Here is an 18,367-nt window from a genome sequence, read left to right on the forward strand (position 1 = left end):
ATTATGTTTACAGGCATTATTGAAAGTTTAGGTAAAGTAGAAAGCCTGCAAAGTGTGGGCGGTGATGTACGTTTGCGTATTCAGACCGATTTGGATATGTCGGATGTGCATTTGGGCGATTCAATCGCCACCAATGGTATTTGCCTGACTGTGATTGAATGGGGCGACAATTGGTATGCCGCAGATGTTTCCCGTGAAAGTTTAAACCGTACCACTTTAGGCACATGGAAAGTGGGGCAGCCTGTGAATGTTGAAAAAGCCATGCTGCCGACCACACGTTTTGGTGGGCATATCGTAAGTGGTCACGTTGATGCAGTCGGTGAAATTACATTGGTACGTGAAGATGCACGTTCGATTTACTATGAAGTAACCGCACCTGCAGAAATTGCCAAATACTTGGCAGAAAAGGGTTCGGTGACAGTTGATGGGATTAGCCTGACCATTAACCATTTACGCGGTAATGTCATTAGTCTGAATTTAATTCCGCACACGGCAGAGCGTACCAATATTGGCACATGGAAAGTTGGTAGCAAGGTCAACTTAGAAGTGGATGTCTTGGCACGTTATATTGAGCGTTTGCTCTTGGGCGATAAAGCGGCAGAAACAACGCAGCAGTCTAAAATTAGCATGGAATTCTTGGCAGAAAATGGCTTTTTAAAATAAGCACTGAGCCGAATGAAATTTAAACAGTCTGATTGAAAAATTAGACTGTTTTTTTGTTTTTAGGGATAATTAAAGAGATATAGATAGTTTTTTCATCATAAACACCCTTTTGGCTTAATGTAGATGATTGATTTTTTAATGAATTTGGAACACTGGCTACCATTATTACTCGATAATTATGGTCTGTGGATTTATGCCATTTTGTTTCTGATTATTTTTGCAGAAACAGGTTCCGTGTTCATGTTTTTTTTACCAGGCGATAGTTTGCTGATCGCCATTGGTGCCTTGTGTTCCACTACCGATGTGGTGCATTTGCACTATATGGGGGTTTTGCTTTTTGTCGCTGCGGTCTTGGGGTATAGCGTCAACTATTACACTGGACGAATTCTAGGTGTGAAGTATTTTCATCAACATTCACGTTATTTCAAACCTGAATATATTGTAAAAACTAACCATTATTTTATGAAACATGGCGGCAAAACTATTTTAATGGCGCGTTTTATACCGTTTGTACGTTCATTTGCACCCTTTGCGGCAGGGTCTGGGCACATGCCTTTGGCGACTTTTAGTTTTTATAATGTGGTGGGTGCTGCCGTGTGGGTTTTTTCTTTAATGGCAATAGGTTATGGTTTGGGCAATATTTTGTCTTGGTTGGGTGATTGGATTTAATTCCTAATGTTTCCTATTTTCTTATTCTAAATCCAAAGCGATAACTCAAAAAACTGATTGACGACCACAAAAAAGCCCACCGTGTGGACTTTTGGTCTGGTTCAGTTTTAGTGTTTGGTGACAATTAATTCTGTGCCACCCAAGCGCGAGCTAAAAGTATCGTTTGTTTGAATTGAAAACTTACCCTTTTCCGCTTCTTTAGACAAATAAATGCTTAATGATTGGAAATCTGCACGACTGATCCATAAATCCTGAGCACGAATACTGCACTGTTCGCCCGTATTAAGATGGTCGATTTTGCCTGAAATTTTCGTCAAGATATCCATTTGAAACCCGAGATTGTCAAAATTATTAAAGAAGATAAAAGCTGAAAATTCAACTTTTTCTGGATGACAATCATGAGACAAAATTATTTCATTTTGATGACACTTGATTTAAGGCTATGCGCGAATAGGGGGTAAAAGTAAATTTATTCTTTAGAAAAACTTGAATTTTTTAAGATATAGTCAATTTCTTCTTGGGCTGCGGCATACAGTCGCGCACGAAAGACCGTGACCGCCTGCTCAATTTGAGTTTCGGCTTCTAGCTCTAAACGCAAACGTACACTTTCAAGTTCAGAAACAATTTTATCATGATTTACTGCAGTTGCGGCTTGGTTAAAAGTCACTGTAGGTAATTCAGGATTTTGCTCATAACGCGCCGTATAGTTTGAAATTTCCTGATCCAGACTTTGACGCATCAGCTCAAGTACTTGAGTTTGTTCTGCGAAGCGTTGTACTTCATCTTGTTGTAACTGTGCAGCATAAGCGGCCTGTTCTGTACGACGCTGTTCTAATTTGAGTTCAAGTGCCAATTGGCGACGTTGGCGTGCTTCTTCAATCAAACGTGCTTTTAGGTCAGCATAGGCTTGTTCAATTTTTTCCTGCGATTGTTGCTGAGCACGCTGATCTTCTGCAATCCACTGGTGTAATTGTGTTTCAGGTTGCAAGACCTCACAAATTCGATGCAGATCATCCATAAATGTCTGGCGCACAGCCTGAGGCGCAGTTAACCAGCGCTGTTTAAAATCTGAGCCGACATTTAAAGTCACTGCATCTCTCCTTATTTCGAGCAGTATTTTTAAAAAAATTTTAAAATCAAAGCTTAAACGTCTGTGGTTCTATGCCCAAACGTCGATATTGTTTGAATTTTTCACGTCCAAGCACTTTTGCTGCGTCGTGATTTTCAATAATCTCAATAATGTGACTAAATTTTGCATAGGCTTCAAGTGCCTGACTGTTAAAATTAAATACAATCCAGTCCGATTGCTGTGGTAATTCGGCAGAAATACATACGCTAGCCTGTTTTTGGTTAATACCATGCGGAATAAAACTACTGGCATCAAAACTCCACAGACGTTCATCCAATATTTGCTGTAACTCTGGGTCAGGGCAATGCAGCCAAATGCGTGCCTGTTGCCGCAAAATTTTACGGCATAAGCGGCAAGTGCTTTCCACCTGCCGCTCTGGACTTTTTTCAAACAAATAAAAGCTGACTTTAGCCATTATTGCTTGCGCGTTGTGCGAGGAACTGCATCAATAACGGTACAGGACGACCTGTTGCGCCTTTATTGCTACCTGAATTCCATGCAGTGCCTGCAATATCTAAGTGTGCCCAGCGATAGTCACGGGTAAAGCGTTGCAAGAAGCATGCTGCAGTCACTGCGCCTGCTTTAGGCCCACCAATATTGCCAATATCGGCAAATGGTGAATCCAGTTGTTCTTGATAATCGTCAATCACGGGCATGCGCCATACACGGTCAAATGCGGTGTGTCCCGCAGCCTCCAATTCCGCCCCAAGTTGGTCATCTGGGGTAAACATGCCTGTGAGTACCGAACCTAATGCAACTACGCAAGCGCCTGTTAACGTCGCAATATCAATTACCAAAGCAGGGTTGAAGCGTTTTACATAGGTCAGGGTATCGCACAGCACCAAACGACCTTCGGCATCGGTATTTAAAATTTCGATGGTTTGACCGCTCATACTGGTCACAATATCACCTGGGCGAGTGGCTTTGCCTGAAGGCATGTTTTCTGCTGCAGCAATCGTACCGACCACATGAATTGGCAAACGTGCTTCACACAGTGCGCGCATGGTGCCCAAGACTGAAGCAGAACCACACATATCAAATTTCATTTCGTCCATGCCTAAGCCAGGTTTGAGTGAAATGCCGCCAGTATCAAAGGTAATCCCTTTACCGACTAAGACCACAGGTGCTTCGTCACGCTGCGCTTGGTATTCAAGGCTAATGATGCACCCAGGACGGTCTGAACCCTGACTGACTGCAAGGAAAGCGCCCATGCCCAATTCTGCCATTTCTGCTTCATCTAAAATGGTGACTTTGAGTAAGTCTGGATATTCTGCCGCAAGTGCTTGAGCTTGTTTTGCCAAATATTCAGGGAAACAAATATTGCCCGGACGGTTGCCCAAGTCGCGTGCCATGTTTTGACCTGATTGCATGGCTTCAATCAATTGAAGTTGATCTGCGCTGAGTGGGCTGTTGTTGGCAATTAAGTGGATTTGTTCAAGCTGAAATTCATTCTTTTTGCTTTTATATTCATCAAAAGCATAAGCTGCTTGGGTCAAGCTGAGAGCAAATACATAATGCAGCTCGCTAGGTAGGGCAGACAAGTCAATACTGATCTGTTTAAATTTTTTTTGTGAAGATTTGATAATGCTTTGTGCAATTTTTGCCAGCTTTGCGGCTGGTAATTCTTCAGTTTTGCCCAAACCGATCAGGTTACTATTGGCACATTCGGCAACGCTAGCCAGCAAACTTAAACTTTCATTGAAGCCTGCTTTAAATTGTGTTGCATGAATAATGCTGTCTAAATCTTTGATTTGATAAGCAGCAGTTGCTTGTAGCACATGTTCTGCAGCCACTAAAATTGACAAAGATTCACTCGCGCTGTGTTCTTGGAATGCGGGACTTAAGCTAAATTTAATCACTTGATTTTATGCCTATCTAGATGTGCAAACTATACAACCATTGAAACATTTTTATGCTTCGAGTTTCAATGTATAACAAGGCGATAGGTTTTATATTTTCAACATTCAGGTAAACTAACGCGAATTGGATTCCCTCACATTTTGGAAGAAATAATTTGATTATTCGGCGTTATTTGGTCAAGCAAGTTGTGTCGACATCCTTGGTTGTGATTGCCTTACTGACTTTGATCATGATGGGTGGTCGACTGATCAAGTATTTTGGTGTAGCGGCACAAGGGCGTTTGGATGCGAGTATTTTATTCAGCATCATTGGCTATCGCTTGCCTGAATTTTTAACGCTGATCTTACCTTTGGGTTTCTTTATTGGTTTGATGCTGGTATTTGGTCGTTTATATGTCGATCATGAAATGGCAGTGCTCAACAGCAGTGGCGTGAGTCGGCATCAACTGGCATGTTTATTGGTGCCAATGACGTTGGTGTTTCTGATCGTCCAAGGTTTTTTAATGCTGTGGGCATCACCGTGGGGACTGCGTCAGTTTGAAGCACTGACCACCAGTCAAGCGGTACGCACAGGTTTTGACTTGGTGCGACCCAAAGAATTTATTTCTTCAGGGCCATATACCATTTACGCAGGTGATCTATCCGAAGACCGTAAAAACCTGAAAGATATTTTCTTTTATCAACGTGCAGAAAAAGCAGGTCGTCCCGATGTGATGATTTTGGCAAAAGAAGCGACACGGGTAGAATTGGAAAATGATCCTGCCAATGTGGTGGATTTGGTTGGAGGGCGTCGTTATGAAATCTTTCCAGGCACAGCCAAGTATTCACAGGCAGAATTCCAAAGTTATCGTTTACGTTTAGAGAATGACAAAGAAGCCAAATTTGAAAGTGCTGAAGTAGAAGCCTTAACCACCTCGCAACTGTGGAAAAACCGTGCAGACCCTGTGGTCGCAAGTGAACTCGGATGGCGTATTTTTGTGCCTTTTGCAATTGTGGTGGCGTTATTTTTAGCCGTGGCATTGTCAGAAGTTAGCCCGCGTCAGGGACGTTATTTAAAACTGTTTCCTGCGTTGTTAATTTTTGCCAGTTTGATTGTGGCGCTCATGGCGGTTAAAACTCGTGTTAGCAAACAAGAAATGGGTATGCTTGCTTATCCGTTGGTGTTGTTGGCTTATACCATTGCCGCAGCCTTGTTCTCACGTAAACAAAAATTGGCACCTAAAATTAAGCAGCAAATTCAGCGAGTGAGGTCTTAAGATGTTGGCACGTCGTATAGTTGCAAAACACGTTACCAAGACCACTGCACTGGCGATGTTTGGTGCTACCGCAATTTTATCGGGTTTGCAGGTGTTATTTAGCTATTTGGGCGAACTGGGCTCGCTCAATGAAAACTATAGTGCATGGCAGGCATTGCTGTATGTATTGTGGGGTGCGCCTAATTATCTCTATGAAATTTTGCCTATTTCAGCCCTGATTGGTGCCGTATTGGGTTTGGGTACGTTAGCCTCTAACAGTGAATTGATCGTGATGCGTTCTGCAGGAATCAGTCTGTGGCGTATTGTGGGATGGGTCATTCGTTCCGCCATGGTATTGGTACTGCTGTCGTTTGTACTCAGTGAGTGGGTGATACCATACACCAACGAACAGGCCAAGAGTGTTAAAAGTCACCGCAGCGTCGCTGAATTGGGCGAAGTCCGTGGCTATTGGTCACGTGAAGGTAATCGTTTTATTTATATTGACTATGCCAATGCTCAAGGTCAGCTTAAAAACGTGCAAGTGGTCGATTTTGATGATCATTATCGCTTGCGTGGCACATTGTCTGCAGATCAGGGACAGTTTGTTAAAGATGGCAGTTGGTTGCTCAATCAAACTGAACAAATGGATATTTTGCAGGCGGGTAACGCTACTTTAGCCAAAAACAGCGAACAGGCTTTGGCTTTAGCATTGCAACCTAAGTATGTGCACATGGTCACTATTGATCCTGAAGATTTATCCCCAAGTCAATTGGTGAGTTTCATGAGTTATATGCATGAATACAGTCAAGTGCCAAAAACTTACCAACTCGCGTTCTGGCAAAAACTTGGTGCGCCCTTTGCTCTCATTGCTTTGGTGGTGATTGCTTGCTCCTTTATTTTTGGGCCGTTGCGCCAGCAATCCATGGGTTTTCGGCTGGTAATTGCCTTATTTGTGGGCTTAACCTTCTTTTATTTGCAAGATTTCTTGGGCTATGCGAGCTTGGTCTATGCACCATCGCCTGCGTGGTTCGTGTTTATCCCTATTATTCTAATGTTTGTCATCGGCGGTTATTTACTGCATCGTGCGCGTTAAGTGCGGGCCGATAATGCTACTTTTTCCGTGTGATTGGGTAAATCTATCTGAATCAGTGACGGAACCCATCTTCTGAACATAGAGTCTTGACGCAAAATTCGTTAAGATAGCATGATTAATTTGTAGACGAAAAAGAGTATTGATTATGGCGGATGCAACTGCTGGCAAAATCCCTCACGTATTGGTGATTATGGATGGTGTGGGTCATCGCGAAGCGGTCGAAGACAACGCGTTTTTAGCAGCGAAACGACCAAATTTGATTGCTATGCAGGAAAAGCATCCGCATGGTTTGATCTCTGGTTCAGGCGAAGATGTTGGCTTGCCAGACGGTCAAATGGGGAACTCTGAAGTCGGTCACATGAACTTGGGTGCAGGACGTGTGTTGTACCAAGACTTTACCCGTATTACCAAAGACATTCGTACTGGCGCTTTCTTTGAACATGAAGTGTTGGTCGATGCGGTAGAAAAAGCCAAAGCAGCCAACGGTGCTGTGCATCTACTTGGTTTATTGTCTGAAGGTGGTGTGCATTCGCATGAAGATCATATCGTGGCGATGGCAGAATTGGCATTAAAACGAGGTGCAAAAGTTTATCTACATGCCTTTTTAGATGGCCGTGATACGCCACCCAAAAGCGCGCAGCCTTCTTTGGAAAAACTGGACGCATTATTTGCACAATATCCAAATCAGGGACGCATTGCCAGTCTGATTGGTCGTTACTATGCGATGGATCGTGACAACCGTTGGGATCGTGTAGAACAAGCGTATCGTTTACTTACCGAAGGTGAGGCCGTACGTACTGCGGCAACTGCAGTTGAAGGTTTGGCAGCGGCTTATGCAGCAGATGAAAGCGATGAGTTCGTTAAAGCCACTCGTATTGGTGAAATTGCCAAAATTCAAGATGGCGACAGCGTGGTGTTTATGAACTTCCGTGCTGACCGTGCGCGTGAACTGACCAAAGCTTTTGTGGAACAAGACTTTGCTGGTTTTGAACGTAAAGTTGTGCCGCAATTGTCTAAATTTGTGATGCTGACCCGTTATCAAGCCAGCATTGCTGCGCCAGTGGCATATATGCCAGAAGACTTGAAAAACTCGATTGGTGAATATTTATCAGACTTGGGCAAAACGCAATTGCGTATTGCCGAAACTGAAAAATATGCACACGTGACATTCTTCTTTAGTGGCGGCCGTGAAGATGAATTTCCAGGTGAAAAACGCATCTTGATTCCATCACCAAACGTGGCAACCTATGACTTAAAACCTGAAATGAGCGCTTATGAAGTAACCGATGAACTGGTTGCAGCCATTAACTCAGGTGAATATGACTTGTTGGTGGTGAACTATGCCAATGGGGATATGGTGGGTCATACTGGTGTGTTTGATGCTGCCGTTAAAGCGGTTGAAGCAGTAGATACTTGCTTGGGTCGTGTCTATGAAGCGGTGATGGCAAAACAAGGTCACATGATTATTACCGCGGACCATGGTAACGTCGAGCAAATGCAAGACTATGACAGTGGTCAGGTACATACGCAGCACACTACTGAATTGGTACCATTCATTTATGTCGGCCCAACGCCGGCCACCATTTTGGAAGGTGGTGTGTTGGCAGATGTTGCACCAACTTTATTGAATTTGATGCAATTGCCTGTGCCTGCAGATATGCAAGGTCGCAACTTAATTCGCCTACAGGCATAACCCTCGATACAGGTAGGTGATGGAATGACGGCTCACAAAATTTATGCGGTTGTGTTGGCAAGCGTGTTGTGTGCCAGTCATTTGAGTGTTTGGGCTGCACCAGATTTGGAGTTAGATGGCCCTACATTACAACAGGACTATGTCGATGTGCCTGTAGAGTCAATACAGGAGTTTGTACAAATTTATGGCATTGTCAAAGACAACTATGTGACTGAAAAAAGTGATGATGCCTTGTTTCAGCAAGCCATTCGTGGCTTGGTGAGCGGTTTAGATCGTTATTCACGCTATTTAACTGCCGAAGAATATAAACAGCTTTTACAATATACTGAAGGCGATTTGGCCTCGGTTGATTTTACTTTGCGCTATGATGTTGCCCAGCAACATTGGGTCATTCAAAACTTAAGTACCAATGCCGACTCGGCTAAACAAGGGCTAAAAAATGGCGACAGCCTATTTAAAATTGATAACCAAGAACTGAAAAAGCTGAGTCCAGATCAGGTCAATAACCTACTCACAGGCTCGGTGGGATCGACTGTAAGCGTACAACGTGCGGTTAATCAGCCTGAAATTATGTTGGTTCGCAACAAAAAAGTAGAAACTGATCTTCAGGCGCAGATGCTTTCTAATCATGTCTTGCTGTTAAAAGTACGTGTGTTTCAGCAAGATACCGCCAATGAAATCAAACGATTAATTGAAGAACATAGCACGCCACGCTTAAAAGCCGTCTTGATTGACCTGCGCAATAACCCAGGCGGCTTACTGTCTGCTGCGGTAGAATCTGCCGATTTATTTTTAAATCAGGGTTTGATTGTATCGACCAAAAGCCGTTCTGAAGGCGATCAACAATTTCAGGCATTACCAAGCTTTGAATTTCAAAATTTAAAAGTCGGTGTATTGATTAATCATCGCTCTGCATCTGCTGCTGAAGTCTTTACCGGTGCTTTAAAAGACCATTCACGCGCTTGGGTTATAGGCGAAAAAAGTTATGGTAAGGGTGTGGTGCAAAAGCTGTTTCCACTCAGCGATGGTGCTGCCTTACAAATGACAGTTTCGCATTATTACACACCACGTGAACAGATGATTGAAGGGGTCGGGATTCAGCCGAATCAGCAATATATTCAAAGTCCTGAAATGAAAGAAGAGGCTTATCTTGAGCATGTGGCAGATTTACTGCTGAGCCGCCGTTAAGCCTCATCTGAGTAAAACGTATTTTTAAACAGTCTTCATTGTTTAGCGTTTACTCATCTTCAGTATCTAATCCAAATTTTTTCAGGCGATAGCGCAAAGAACGGAAAGACATGCCCAATTTTTTTGCCGCCAAGGTACGGTTCCAGTGGGTCAGGTGCAGTGCGTTCAGTAAAATGTCTTTTTCCACTTTTTCCAAATAGGCCTCTAAGCCTTCTTCAGGTAGTTTACGCCCTGTTAACAAAACATCTGTCACGATGTGCTGCGGTGTTTCTGCTGTAGGCTGTGGTTCAGTGGTTGCTGTATTGCTTATGCTGAATAGGCGTAAGGGTGCAGTTTGTAAGTGTTTGAGATCAATAACATCCTCATCACTCAGGGTAATGGCACGTTCAATTATATTGCGTAATTCACGCACATTGCCCGGATAGTATTGCTCTAATAAAAATTGCTGGGCGCGTGGCGTCAGTTGTTTGGCAGGAATATCCCACTCTTGTGCAACTTTTTGAATGAAGTGGTCTGCCAATAATAGAATATCTTGTCCACGTTCTCGCAGGGCAGGCAAGACCAAATCCATTACGTGTATACGGAAGAATAAATCCTGACGGAAACGTCCTTGCTGAACCAAACTTTCTAAGTCCTGATGGCTGGCGCTGATCACCCGAAAATCGACATCAATTTCGCTATCTGAACCCACAGGGCGGATGCGCTTTTCCTGAACGGCACGCAGCAGTTTGACTTGCATGCTCAGTGGCAGTTCGGCAATTTCATCTAAAAATAAGCTGCCGCCATGTGCAGATTGAATCAGACCTTGTTTGTCTTGAGTCGCGCCTGTAAAGCTACCTTTTTTGTGTCCAAATAACTCGCTTTCCATGAGTTCGGTGGGAATCGCGCCGCAGTTAATTGCAATAAATGGCCCTTCGTTGCGGTTGCTTAAGCGGTGAACCAAATTGGCGACAACTTCTTTCCCCGTACCCGATTCGCCTGTAATAAACACAGGCGCTTGCGAGCGTGCAATTTTTTTGATGGTGCTGCGTAATTGCTGAATAGGCAAAGACTGCCCAATCAACATTTTATATTCAAGCTGATCTTGGCTGTGATGATCGGTGGTGTCGAACGGTTTGTTCAGTGCTTTTTCAAGGAGTTGCTGTAAATGTATTTGATTGACAGGCTTACTGACAAAATCAAATGCACCCGCTTTTAACGCAGCAATCGCAATATCCATATTGCCGTAAGCGGTCAATACAGCAACAGGCACATTTGGATATTGTTCGGTAATCCATTCAACCAGTTGCAAGCCATTGCCATCGGGCAGGTTTAAGTCGGTTAAGCAAGCATCGTACTGATGTTCTGCTAATAACTGCTTGGCTTGCGCTAAACGATACGCGACATGGGTTTGAATCCCCATACGTGCCAAAGTCATCTGCATGAGGGTACAAAGGTCTTCTTCGTCATCGACCAATAAAACCAAAGGTTGAACAGCGTGCATATTTTCCCCAAAACCACACAAAATTAAATCAAAACCACAGCAACAAGATTGATCCAATATCAATCGTTTATTCAATGGCGCGTAGACATTTCATCCTGAAACATGCGCCTTGTTCTTGTTCTACATAGCTCAGCTTGGCTTGATTGGCCTCGCAAAAACTATGCGATAAATACAATCCTAAACCAGTTCCATTGATTTCGGTACTGAAAAATGGCTGGAATAGATAGAGGAGATCTTGACTGGCGACACCCGCACCAAAATCCCGCACATCTATATAAATATAAGTTGTTTGCGAATAGACTGTAATCTCAATAGGTTGCTTTGCAGTATTGTGTCGAATGGCATTACGAATCAGGTTAATCAGCACTTGGCGAAATTGTGATTCATCAAACAGAATGCTCAGTTGTTCGGTCAGTGTAAGTTGAATTTGACTCGCTGCATCAGGTAAATCTTCCTGAATGAATTGCGGCAAAAACTGATTGAGCTGAATCGCGACAGGTGTAGTTTGTTTGTTTTTGACCATGCTCAGCGTGTCATGAATAATTTTATCAATTCGTGTCGCTTGTTTGCTGATCATGTTGGACAGCAATTGTTGCTGGGCAGCGTCACTGCCTGTAAATAAATTATTGGCTTGTACAATCGCTGCCAAAGGATTGCGAATTTCATGCGCAATACTGGCAGAGAGTTGTCCTAAGGCGGCTAGTTTGAGTTGCTGTACTTGTTGATTAATTTTACGTCCATCCTGCAGCGCCAATAAAGTCAGCGTTTGATGTGGCACTTTGAGTTTTTGGACCTGAATGTGCACATGAAAATGACTCAGTTGCGATTCGAATTGAAACTTTTCTCCATCCTGCAACTGATCAAATTTGAACAGATCGAATAAATCGGGCTGAATTTTATACAATGGATAAGTCGCGTGTGCGTATTTGGGATGAATTCCGAGCAGATGACAGGCGGCAGGGTTGCTAAGGACGACATGGCAATTTTCGTCTAAAACCAAATAGCCCATTTCGGTTTGTTCTAAAATATAACGGTTGATATTTTGTAGGCGGTTTAATTCCAAAGACTGTGAAAAGTTTAGATTCTCCAAAACTTGGAAACGTCGTACAGCAATACGTCCGCTGCCATAAACCACCCCAAATAAAAATGCCAAAAGCGCACTTTGACTAATATTATTGAGTGATGAAAAGTCCAGCAAACTCCCAACAAAGTGTTGATAAATCACCATAATCATCGCGATTAGAGTAATTGCTAAGGCTTTACGCTTTTGCAGCAAGAGTGAAGCCGCAAAAATCGTGATCACAAACAGTAGGCTTAAATATAAATTAGGGCCATCACTGGCAAAAGTCAGGCTACTCAGCGCGATAATATCAACAGCAAAAAATAGGGTCAGTTGTTGCGTGATTTTAAAAGGAATATATTTATAGCTGATCAGTTGCAAGCAGTTAAAAATAAAATAACAAACCAAGGTGTACAGATATAAACCTGGGTACTGATATTGTGTGCCAAGCTGCTGAAAGGTGAGTATGGTAATCAGCAGCAAACAAAAGGCAATCAGCATTCGGTAAGTACCATACCACATGCCAAGATGATACTGATTTAACTCAGAATATTGTTTTAATTCTGGCATATTATAAAGGTCTTATTTTTGCATCAACAGCGTTGAAAACTCTTGAACATTTAGGGTTTAATCAGTCCATAACGAATGGCAAGGTGGGTCAGTTTGACATCACTATCAATATTTAATTTTTCGAAAATACGGTAACGATAGGTATTTACGGTTTTTACACTGACAAACAACTTATCGGCAATTTCTTGTGCGCTTATACAGTTCACCACCATCATCGCCACTTGCATTTCACGTTCTGAAAGACTATCAAAAGGCGATTGTTGTGTGTCAGATAAGTATGAACTAGCCAGTTGTTCGGCAATATCGGCACTGAAGTATTTACCGCCCTGCATGACTTTTTTAATGGCACGTACCATTTCACTGACAGGTGCGCCTTTGGTGATATAGCCTTTTGCACCTGCTTTCAGCAATAAAGAAGGGTAAGGTTCTTCTGCCAAACCGCTTACCGCCAAAACTTTGGTGTCTGGAGCAGTTTGCAATAGACGACGTGTGGTTTCCACACCCCCAATTCCTGGCATGTTCACATCCAACAACACTACATTGGGGTGATGCTGACGCACTAAAGTAATCGCTTCTTCTCCGGATTCAGCTTGTCCAATCACTTGCACATCGGCATGGTCTTCGAGCATACGGCAAATCCCAGTACGTACCAATTCATGATCGTCGACTACTAAAACTGTGATCACCTACACTCTCCCTTTGAAAAAATCATCTTTTTTGTTACATAAAGCAAAATTAGCTTGCAATGAAACGACAAAATTAGCAATGCTATTCTTAATCTAGAATGAAAAGTTCTGCACACTATGGTGTCAAAAACGATTCATTATTGTATTTTTAAATGTAAGGCATATTTGAGGTAATACGCAAATGTATCTTACCTCCCTGAGTTGAGTAAGCAGTCGTGAAAAATTCTAAGAAGTCGTTAATGCATGTGCTGGTCGCATCTATGATGTTCAGCCTAAGTTCTGTCAGTTTTGCTGAACTTGTCATCAATCCTTCCTCTGGGAGCGACGGTCAGGCGACCTTAAGTTGGTCTTCAGAGCAAGCCGATCAACTCTTAAATGGAGATCTAGAAAGTACAAGTGCAAGCACTCAGACTGAGCCAGAGAGCTATGTTGCTGAACCTACACCGCCAGGTTCAACCAAAATTACCACAACAGTGCGTAGCAGCAATGGTGTTGCACCCGCGTCTACTACGCCCAAAACTGTCCGTATTTTAGATACTTCTGCTTATAGCAGCCAGCCTTCTGTTAATGCTCGTGCGGCTTTAGTGATGGATGCGCAAACTGGTGAAGTACTGTACAGCAAAAACACAAACGTAGCATTGCCAATTGCTTCAGTGACTAAAGTAATGACTGCAGTGGTCACTTCTGATGCCCGTTTGAATATGTCTGAACAAATTACCTTACAATCAATAGACTTTGCAGGTGCTGCAGGTAAAAACTCAAGTTCGACTTTACGTGTGGGTGACAAGCTCAACCGTGCCGAAGCATTATTATTTGCTTTAATGAAATCTGAAAACCCTGCTGCTGCCGCGTTGGCACGTACTTATCCAGGTGGGAAAAATGCCTTTGTAGCGGCAATGAATGCTAAAGCGCGTGAATTGGGTATGCATTCTACTCGCTTTACCGAAGCAACAGGCTTAGACCCGCGTAATGTATCTTCTGCGCGAGATTTGGGTATTTTGGTCAGTACCGCTTCGCAATATGGTTTGATCCGCCAATTCTCAACCACGCCAACCTATGACTTTAACTTGGGTTATCGTGTTTTGAAATCTAACAATACCAATGCATTGGTACGTAATGGTGGCTGGAATATCAATCTGTCTAAAACAGGTTTTATCAATGAAGCAGGGCGCTGTGTGGTGATGCATACCACTTTGAATAACCGTCCTGCAGTAGTGGTGCTTTTAGGTGCAGCTACTTCACAAGCACGTACCAATGACGCCACCCGCTTAATGAGCTGGGCAAGTCAGTTACCTAAACGTATTTAAGATCACATTCAGCTTGGAGCGTTGAGTTATCAATCGTATGACTCAACTTCCGTTAAAGTTGCATGATTCCAAATACAAAAAAACCTGCTAATGCAGGTTTTTTTGATCACGATTCAAAACTTACATATTTGAAAGAATCGAGTCTTTTACTTGTTGCATGGTAGCATCAATAGATAGCATCACAGCATCTGCACATTGTTTCATGGCAGTGTCAGGATCTTTCAGACCGTTACCTGTTACAGTACATACGATCACAGAACCTTCTTTAATTTTACCTGCTTTGATGTCACGCATTGCACCACCAATTGATGCAGCAGATGCAGGCTCAACAAATACACCTTCATACATAGACAGCATGCGTTGAGCTTCTAAGATTTCAGCATCAGTGAGCTCATCAAACCAACCTTCTGAATCACGTACCACTGCTTTAGCATGGTTCCAGCTTTGTGGATTACCAATACGAATTGCAGTTGCAACAGTTTCAGGGTGTTCTACAGGCGCACCACGTAAGAATGGCGCAGCACCAGACGCTTGATAACCCACCATGATTGGACGGCCTTCAGGGTTTGGACCTGTGAATTTGTCAGTGGCTGTGTCATAGATCACTTGCTCGAATTGATCGGCAGGTTGGTTGGCAACTGCTTCGGTATAACCCATCCAGTGCGCAGTAATGTTTCCTGCGTTACCTACAGGCAAGCAGTGGTAATCTGGTGCACGACCTAACTCATCTACAATTTCATAAGCGATGGTCTTTTGACCTTGTAGGCGGTAAGGGTTGATTGAGTTCACAATCGTTACAGGTGCTTGGTCAGCCACTTCTTTAACGAGACGCATACCATCGTCAAAGTTACCACGAATTTGCATGGTGATTGCACCGTACATCATCGCTTGTGCCATTTTGCCCATGGCAATTTTGCCTTCTGGAATTAAAACGAATGCTTTAATGCCAGCACGGGCAGCATAAGCTGCAGCCGCAGCAGAAGTGTTACCTGTAGATGCACAGATAATGGCTTTTGAACCTTCTTCAACCGCTTTGGTCACTGCCATGGTCATACCACGGTCTTTAAATGAACCTGTCGGGTTTAAGCCTTCATACTTCACATAAATTTCAACATCTTTACCAATAATGCGTGGAATATTCTCAAGCTTAATGAGCGGCGTGTTACCTTCGCCTAGAGAGATTGCACGTGTAGTTGCAGACACTGGTAAACGGTCACGATAACGGTCAACTAAACCAGTATAACGATTGGCATTCGACATGATGATGTTCCAATTGTGTGTAGAGCTTGGCAAGGGGAAATATTCCCCTCCACCCGATTAGTTATCAAGCGATTCTAAACGAATTCGTACAATTTCGCCATGAATGGTTGGCAATGCTTGAATTTGTTGTAACGCTTGATCCATTTTTGATTCTAGGACTGGGTCAGTCAGAATCACGATAGGAATAAGGTCTTTTAAGCGTGATTGCTGCATGATGGCATCAATACTGATTCCTGCACGGCTTAAAATTGTGGTGACATCGGCAAGTACGCCAGTTTGGTCTTCGGCATTAATACGAATGTAGTAACCCGTGGTCATTTCTTCACGGCTTAGAATTGGCAAGTCAGTTAAGGCTTCAAATGCCAATTGCGGAATCGTACCTGCACCATCTTCGGTATAAGAAATATCACGGACAATGTCGACAACATCGGCAACTACCGCAGAGGCTGTTGGGCCCGCACCTGCACCTGCGCCATAATATAGCGTTGGGCCAACAGCATTGGCTTGTACCAAGACCGCATTTTTTACGCCGTTGACGTTGGCAATTAATTCTTCTTCAGGAATTAAGGTTGGGTGCACACGCAGTTCAATACCTTTTTCGGTACGACGGGCAATCCCTAAGTGTTTGATGCGGAAACCGAGTTCTTCGGCATACTTCACATCTTGTGCGGTCACTTTGCCAATACCTTCGGTAAAGACCTTGTCAAACTGTAGCGGAATACCAAATGCGCATGAAGCCAAAATAGTCAGTTTGTGTGCAGCATCAATACCTTCGACGTCAAAAGTCGGATCGGCTTCGGCATAGCCTAATTCTTGTGCTTCTTTCAACACATCTTCAAAGGCACGACCTTTTTCGCGCATTTCACTTAAAATGAAGTTGCCTGTACCGTTGATGATGCCTGCCAACCATTCAATTTTGTTGGCAGCCAAACCTTCACGGATGACTTTAATAATTGGAATACCGCCCGCAACCGCAGCTTCATAGGCAATTTGTACGGCATTGTCTTCAGCCGCTTTAAATAGCTCATTACCGTGTTCTGCAAGTAGGGCTTTGTTGGCTGTCACGACTTGTTTACCGTGTTTCATCGCTTCCATGATCACGTCATAAGCAGGGTGAATACCGCCCATCACTTCAACCACTACGTCTACATCGGGTTGACGGACAATGTCCATCAAGTCAGAGCTTTGCTTAACCGATTCAGGTAAGTTTAGGTCATGACGCGGACGACGTGTTCCCACATAAGTGATTTCAATTTCACGACCGGTGCGACGTCTAATCTCAGCAGCATTTTCTTTTAATAGTTTAAGGGCACCACCACCCACAGTACCAAGACCGAGGATTGCCAGACGAACTGGTTTCACGTCACACTCCATATTTTAAAAACTTTAAACAAGCCTAGATCATAGCTAAAAAAACGCGCTGACTCTAGGGCAGATCGCACTTATATTTACAGTATAAAAATAAGTAAAATAATGCATAAGAAATCGTAATTTATATTGGCTTCATAGATGCTACGTCTTGGTGTATTGGGATGATGCAGCATCCACAGATCCGCTATTTTTAGTTGTCTAAGCGTTTGATCAATTCGGCTGTAGACAGATAGCCGCCTAAATATATGCCTTCGGCATTATAAATTGCAGGTGTGCCATTTACGCCCATATTTAAGCCCAATTGATATTGAGCACGAACAGGGTTTTTGCAGTTGGCAGGCGCAATTTGTGCACCATTCATGACCTGATTAAAGGCTGCATGGCGGTCTTCGCTACACCAGATCGCTTCCATAGCAGGCATGTGCTGTTCGCCACGTGGCCAAGCAATGTAACGGACTTCAATACCTTTGCCGTTCATTTCATCCATTTGTTCATGTAGACGATGGCAATATGGGCAGCTGACATCGGTAAAGACATAAATGACGTGTTTGGTTTTGCCCTTGGCAGGAAAGACCAGCAAATCTTCTTGCTTTAATTCAGCAAAGATTTTTTTGTTCACACCTGCTTGTAGGTTTTCACTGACGTTATGCAGTTCTTTGTCACCTAAACGGATCACATCGCCCTGAATAATGTATTTGCCGTCACTGGTGGCGTAGACCGATGACATACCTTCAAGACTCACCCAAAATAAATTTGGAACTTCCGTGGCTTTAATGTCGGTAATTTTGGCGTTGATGCCTGCGGTTTTAAAATGTTGTTGCAAGGTCGTGCTTAATCGCTGTTGTGCATTGCGTTCAATTAGGGTTGATGCTTCACCCGTAGCAGGGGCACTAGCGGTGAGCGTGGTTTGTTTTTTATCGTCGTTGTTTGCATTTGAACATGCGGTGATTGCAAAAGCACTTGCCAGTGAGCAGGCAATCAAAAGTGTCGAGCGGGTAAATGTCATAAACAACCCTTTCTTGTTGGCAAAAAATAGAGCGTTAGCATAACAAAAAATATTCATGATCGTTAGGGTCTGTTGCTATTTCATAAATGGCTTAC

Annotated in this window: 17 protein-coding genes; 7 read left to right on the forward strand and 10 right to left on the reverse strand. The window is 43.3% G+C overall.

Annotated features, from left to right (window positions below; translation table 11 throughout):
- The first annotated feature begins 3 nt into the window (after window positions 1–3).
- Both LZP46_RS01290 and LZP46_RS01295 read left to right on the forward strand, forming a co-directional pair.
- Window positions 4–663, forward strand: coding sequence for a riboflavin synthase (locus tag LZP46_RS01290; RefSeq protein ID WP_019838150.1), 660 nt, complete (start codon window positions 4–6; stop codon window positions 661–663).
- Window positions 664–786: 123 nt separating this feature from the next.
- Complete coding sequence (locus LZP46_RS01295; protein ID WP_019838149.1) at window positions 787–1,332, forward strand: VTT domain-containing protein; 546 nt, start codon at window positions 787–789, stop codon at window positions 1,330–1,332.
- A 107-nt stretch (window positions 1,333–1,439) separates the two neighbouring features.
- Here LZP46_RS01295 and LZP46_RS01300 read toward each other — a convergent pair whose 3' ends face one another.
- The 4 genes from LZP46_RS01300 to LZP46_RS01315 all read right to left on the reverse strand — a co-directional run bounded on the left by LZP46_RS01300 (window position 1,440) and on the right by LZP46_RS01315 (window position 4,317).
- A complete protein-coding gene (locus LZP46_RS01300; RefSeq protein ID WP_026438238.1) occupies window positions 1,440–1,658 on the reverse strand; it encodes a hypothetical protein in 219 nt (72 codons plus the stop codon).
- 143 nt (window positions 1,659–1,801) lie between these two features.
- Window positions 1,802–2,422, reverse strand: coding sequence for a cell division protein BlhA (gene blhA / locus LZP46_RS01305; RefSeq protein WP_236094425.1), 621 nt, complete (start codon window positions 2,420–2,422; stop codon window positions 1,802–1,804).
- A 46-nt stretch (window positions 2,423–2,468) separates the two neighbouring features.
- The gene (locus LZP46_RS01310) at window positions 2,469–2,876 is read right to left on the reverse strand and encodes a DNA polymerase III subunit chi (RefSeq protein WP_236094426.1); all 408 of its coding nucleotides are present in this window, start codon (window positions 2,874–2,876) and stop codon (window positions 2,469–2,471) included.
- Complete coding sequence (locus LZP46_RS01315; RefSeq protein ID WP_236095153.1) at window positions 2,869–4,317, reverse strand: leucyl aminopeptidase; 1,449 nt, start codon at window positions 4,315–4,317, stop codon at window positions 2,869–2,871. The genes LZP46_RS01310 and LZP46_RS01315 overlap by 8 nt, the downstream gene beginning before the upstream one ends.
- Before the next feature lie 158 nt (window positions 4,318–4,475).
- Between LZP46_RS01315 and lptF the strand changes: the two genes are divergently transcribed.
- The 4 genes from lptF to LZP46_RS01335 all read left to right on the forward strand — a co-directional run bounded on the left by lptF (window position 4,476) and on the right by LZP46_RS01335 (window position 9,529).
- Window positions 4,476–5,576, forward strand: a complete 1,101-nt coding sequence (gene lptF, locus LZP46_RS01320) for an LPS export ABC transporter permease LptF (protein WP_236094427.1) — start codon at window positions 4,476–4,478, stop codon at window positions 5,574–5,576.
- A gap of 1 nt (window position 5,577) precedes the next feature.
- Entirely contained in the window at window positions 5,578–6,648 is a 1,071-nt protein-coding gene (gene lptG / locus LZP46_RS01325; RefSeq protein WP_236094428.1) for an LPS export ABC transporter permease LptG, read from the forward strand.
- 145 nt (window positions 6,649–6,793) lie between these two features.
- A complete protein-coding gene (gene gpmI, locus LZP46_RS01330) occupies window positions 6,794–8,341 on the forward strand; it encodes a 2,3-bisphosphoglycerate-independent phosphoglycerate mutase (protein ID WP_236094429.1) in 1,548 nt (515 codons plus the stop codon).
- Between the two features lie 24 nt (window positions 8,342–8,365).
- Window positions 8,366–9,529, forward strand: coding sequence for a S41 family peptidase (locus tag LZP46_RS01335; RefSeq protein WP_236094430.1), 1,164 nt, complete (start codon window positions 8,366–8,368; stop codon window positions 9,527–9,529).
- 49 nt (window positions 9,530–9,578) lie between these two features.
- Here LZP46_RS01335 and LZP46_RS01340 read toward each other — a convergent pair whose 3' ends face one another.
- From LZP46_RS01340 to gacA, 3 genes are all read right to left on the reverse strand, one after another.
- On the reverse strand, window positions 9,579–11,012 hold the full coding sequence (locus LZP46_RS01340; protein WP_236094431.1) for a sigma-54-dependent transcriptional regulator: 1,434 nt from the start codon (window positions 11,010–11,012) through the stop codon (window positions 9,579–9,581).
- 67 nt (window positions 11,013–11,079) lie between these two features.
- The gene (locus LZP46_RS01345) at window positions 11,080–12,642 is read right to left on the reverse strand and encodes a sensor histidine kinase (protein WP_236094432.1); all 1,563 of its coding nucleotides are present in this window, start codon (window positions 12,640–12,642) and stop codon (window positions 11,080–11,082) included.
- Window positions 12,643–12,692: 50 nt separating this feature from the next.
- Window positions 12,693–13,328: a response regulator transcription factor GacA gene (gene gacA / locus LZP46_RS01350; protein WP_004975702.1), complete on the reverse strand. Its 636-nt coding sequence runs from the start codon at window positions 13,326–13,328 to the stop codon at window positions 12,693–12,695.
- A 215-nt stretch (window positions 13,329–13,543) separates the two neighbouring features.
- Between gacA and LZP46_RS01355 the strand changes: the two genes are divergently transcribed.
- Window positions 13,544–14,635 carry a serine hydrolase gene (locus tag LZP46_RS01355; RefSeq protein WP_236094433.1) on the forward strand — a complete coding sequence of 364 codons (1,092 nt, stop codon included), beginning with the start codon at window positions 13,544–13,546 and terminating at the stop codon, window positions 14,633–14,635.
- A gap of 120 nt (window positions 14,636–14,755) precedes the next feature.
- On the opposite strand, the gene thrC is transcribed toward LZP46_RS01355, so the two are convergent.
- The 3 genes from thrC to LZP46_RS01370 all read right to left on the reverse strand — a co-directional run bounded on the left by thrC (window position 14,756) and on the right by LZP46_RS01370 (window position 18,272).
- Entirely contained in the window at window positions 14,756–15,895 is a 1,140-nt protein-coding gene (gene thrC / locus LZP46_RS01360; protein WP_236094434.1) for a threonine synthase, read from the reverse strand.
- A 57-nt stretch (window positions 15,896–15,952) separates the two neighbouring features.
- Window positions 15,953–17,257 (reverse strand): homoserine dehydrogenase, encoded by a 1,305-nt coding sequence (locus LZP46_RS01365; RefSeq protein WP_236094435.1) that lies wholly within the window; start codon window positions 17,255–17,257, stop codon window positions 15,953–15,955.
- A 199-nt stretch (window positions 17,258–17,456) separates the two neighbouring features.
- Entirely contained in the window at window positions 17,457–18,272 is an 816-nt protein-coding gene (locus LZP46_RS01370) for a DsbC family protein (protein WP_236094436.1), read from the reverse strand.
- Window positions 18,273–18,367: the final 95 nt, after the last annotated feature.

The organism is Acinetobacter sp. SCLZS86, assembly GCF_021560715.1.
Classification (GTDB): Bacteria; Pseudomonadota; Gammaproteobacteria; order Pseudomonadales; family Moraxellaceae; genus Acinetobacter; species Acinetobacter towneri_A.